Source organism: Sulfuricurvum sp., from assembly GCF_023250475.1.
Taxonomy (GTDB): domain Bacteria; phylum Campylobacterota; class Campylobacteria; order Campylobacterales; family Sulfurimonadaceae; genus Sulfuricurvum.
In genome coordinates, this window is the sequence record NZ_JAHFAQ010000181.1 from 1 (window position 1) to 2,944 (window position 2,944).

A 2,944-nucleotide genomic window follows, 5' to 3' on the forward strand; every position below is an offset into this window, starting at 1 on the left:
AGATAGCAGCATCGTACTGATACGGCGATCCAGGTCTTGGGTATAAATATCGTTCATCACCTCCGATTTGGCGATGAACGCCATATCGTTCTGAAGGGTTTGAAGCGATTGATCAATTCTCTCTACCGTAAGGCTCAGCTGGGTATCCATCTCGTGGGTGATCGCATTGTGCTGCTCTTGGCGAAAGGAGTTCCCCATCAGAACCATCGTGAGCGCATAGGGGATAATACTGATCCCTAAAAAAAGGAGAATGGTTTTGAGTTTAAAACTCATATATGACCTTTACACTGGCATCCGCCATGGAAGAAGGAACGTATCCGATAGAGCCTTCCACATTTTGTACGAACGCCTTGATCGACTCATGCGATGGCTGAGTTATCGGCGGGCTGTTTCCTTGGAAGTGCTGTTTGACCCAATAGGCGTTTAACCGATCTCTTCCCATCCCTATAACCGCATTCTCAAAAGCGATGCGTGAAGGATCTTGCCCGACCAGATTGAGGGGAATAATTTTTTGATCTCCGACACTGTGGCGTTTTTGCAAATAGATATCCCGTATCTGATCCGCACTGAGGGCAGAGACAGCCGCTTTTTTAGAGATGATGATACTGTATTGGGCTCCGAAAACTGTCGAAACAAAAATAAAAAATAGAATAATTGTTTTCATCAGAAGAGCACCGATAAAGAGAATAGAGCACGATTCTCATCATGTTGAGAATGCCATTGATATTCCCCTTTGATGGAAATGGGATAGAGCGGACGATAGCTGTAGCCGAGGATAGCAATGTTGTCTTTATACTCCGTGTGATGATCGTTATAATACTCATATCTTCCAATTAATGCATGTTCGGGAGTATAGCGATACATCGCCTGTGCGTATCCTGCGAGAGCGTAATCGTCTTGGATATCGTTGTAGTCGCTTTTGGCAATTAAAGCCTCGGTCATTATTTGCCATTGGGTATCGTCGTATTTGAGGTTGGCCTCAATGAAACGGGTCCGCTGGTTGGTTTTGGTAATGTATTCTCCCACGCTCCCTCCGGTATTCCACTCCATCGAAAGCTCTTTTTCGAGGGAAAAACCGAAAAAATGGGTATTGGGAATATTGATATATTCTTCATCCAGATCGCGATTATTTTGTCCGAAAAGATGGTAACGCATCCCTTCGGTTTTCGGTACGTATCCGTTGATATCGATACCGGTGAGAAATTTCGGAAACAGCAGCATGCTGTAGAGAGGGCTCGAGGTGGTATCTCGCAAAACATTAATCGGTTCCATATTCCAATACCCGATCGGTGTGATCATTTTTCCGAAACGTATATTAAAATCATCGGACATCCATAGATCGCCGTAGAACCGTTCAGCATGAAATTTTTGACTGCCGTCTTCGGTGCCGTCGGTTAAATTTCTATGGTAAAAACCAACGGCTTCAAATTCCGCCAAATAGGAAAACATAGGATTGATATCGCCATAGGCCATAACCGCGACATCGTCAAGGGTAAAGGTATCGCTTTGGGAATTGGATTCAAATTCGGATGAAAAATAGCCGCCGACATTCAGATAATCGTTGACATGAACACCATGTCCTAATTCATAATCGTCTGCGTGTCCGATGGAGAGTAGTAGAAGTGAAAATAGCGATAGTAATCTCAGATACACGTAAAATCCTCAAGGCCCGGATCGATTTAATAAATCATTTAATCGTATCATAAAATTAAATAATGTTGGCTTTTACATCAGCTGTTGAGTTTGAATTCTAAGATAAGTTCGATCTCCATAGGCAAAGCATTCGTGAGGTTTTTTGGGATATTGATTCCCGAAGCGGAGGCTACGGCAGCTTTTACCGCAGTATAAAAAATTTCTTCTCCGTGCTGGACAGTGATGGCATTAATGGTTCCATCATCGGCGAGGTTAAAACGGACGCCTACCTCCCCTTCCATTCCTCTGCGCCGTGCGGCACTCGGGTAGCGAAGATGGTTTTGGATCGTTGAACGAAGCGCGGCAAAGAAGGCTTTTTTTTCTGCCGCGAGATCAATTTTTTGTTTCGGCTGAGTTTGGACGGCCTCTGCTGAAGTACTGTTTTGGGTCGTATATTGAGTCACTGTCGGTGCAGAAACTACGGGTGCGGGGGATGTGTTATTGGGTGCAGCATACGAGGCATCGGGCTTTGCTGTCAAAGTTTTGAGGGGAAGAATAGGTTGTATGGGTGAGGGCGTAATCGTTTCCGTTTCGGACAACGGTATGGAAATCTCGTGTTCTTTTTGGGCAGATTCGGAATCGGACAGAGATACGAGCATCATGCGCTGAAGAGGGATTTTCACCATCGGGGGCGAAGTGTGCATTTGCGACAGGACGAAAAAGGCCAATGAACCCATCAGGGAATGGAACATTAACGAGAGGAGAAAGGATTTGCGTGCGCTGGTCATAGATGTATCCATCCTTTAAAAATAGCGATACCGACTCCTGCGAGGAGGATTGGTGCCGTATGCGAGAGAAATTTGCGGTATCGGGAAAGATGAACCAAGCTCTCTTTGAGAATCGCAGTGAGGAGAACGGAAAAAAAGAGAAACCACAGGAGTGTTGCCCCAAGACCGAATACCAAGCCGTATGCGATTGCCAATCCCAATGAGTGCGATGTGGCGCTGAGCGTCATCATTGTAATTACAGGGGCGCAGAGGGACAGAGACAATAGGACTCCGGTCATGAATAGGGGGATGACGCTTTGCGGGGCTTTGGGCGACGTATTGCAGCAGGATGAAGTTTTAAGCGAAAACCACAGCCGTACGGCGAGAATAAGGGTGACACTCCCTAGCAGATACCCCATTAAAACGGTATCGCTGATGAGAGCTTTGATCATGGTCGCACCGAGATAGGATATGAGGGAGAGGGCTGTATAGCCGCTGATACGTCCCAGGCTAACAGGAAGCAAAACTTTGAGACTTTGTTGGCG

Annotated in this window: 5 protein-coding genes; all 5 read right to left on the reverse strand. The window is 46.0% G+C overall.

Annotated elements, in window-relative coordinates; translation table 11 throughout:
- On the reverse strand, positions 1 to 273 hold a 273-nt coding region (locus tag Q0C19_RS11730; protein ID WP_295056292.1), incomplete at its 3' end, for a hypothetical protein.
- Positions 263 to 664 carry a hypothetical protein gene (locus Q0C19_RS11735; RefSeq protein ID WP_295056295.1) on the reverse strand — a complete coding sequence of 134 codons (402 nt, stop codon included), beginning with the start codon at positions 662 to 664 and terminating at the stop codon, positions 263 to 265. The genes Q0C19_RS11735 and Q0C19_RS11730, both read right to left, overlap by 11 nt.
- Positions 664 to 1,653 carry a hypothetical protein gene (locus tag Q0C19_RS11740; protein WP_295056298.1) on the reverse strand — a complete coding sequence of 330 codons (990 nt, stop codon included), beginning with the start codon at positions 1,651 to 1,653 and terminating at the stop codon, positions 664 to 666. The genes Q0C19_RS11735 and Q0C19_RS11740 overlap by 1 nt, the downstream gene beginning before the upstream one ends.
- Before the next feature lie 77 nt (positions 1,654 to 1,730).
- The gene (locus tag Q0C19_RS11745; protein WP_295056301.1) at positions 1,731 to 2,420 is read right to left on the reverse strand and encodes a TonB family protein; all 690 of its coding nucleotides are present in this window, start codon (positions 2,418 to 2,420) and stop codon (positions 1,731 to 1,733) included.
- Positions 2,417 to 2,944, reverse strand: a 528-nt coding sequence (locus Q0C19_RS11750; protein ID WP_295056304.1) for a sulfite exporter TauE/SafE family protein, incomplete at its 5' end; no start/stop codon positions are given. The genes Q0C19_RS11745 and Q0C19_RS11750, both read right to left, overlap by 4 nt.

Coding starts and splice junctions, on each gene's coding strand:
- Q0C19_RS11735 (WP_295056295.1), bottom strand. CDS start 664: ATGAAAACAATTATTCTATTTTTTATTTTTGTTTCGACAGTTTTCGGA.
- Q0C19_RS11745 (WP_295056301.1), bottom strand. CDS start 2,420: ATGACCAGCGCACGCAAATCCTTTCTCCTCTCGTTAATGTTCCATTCC.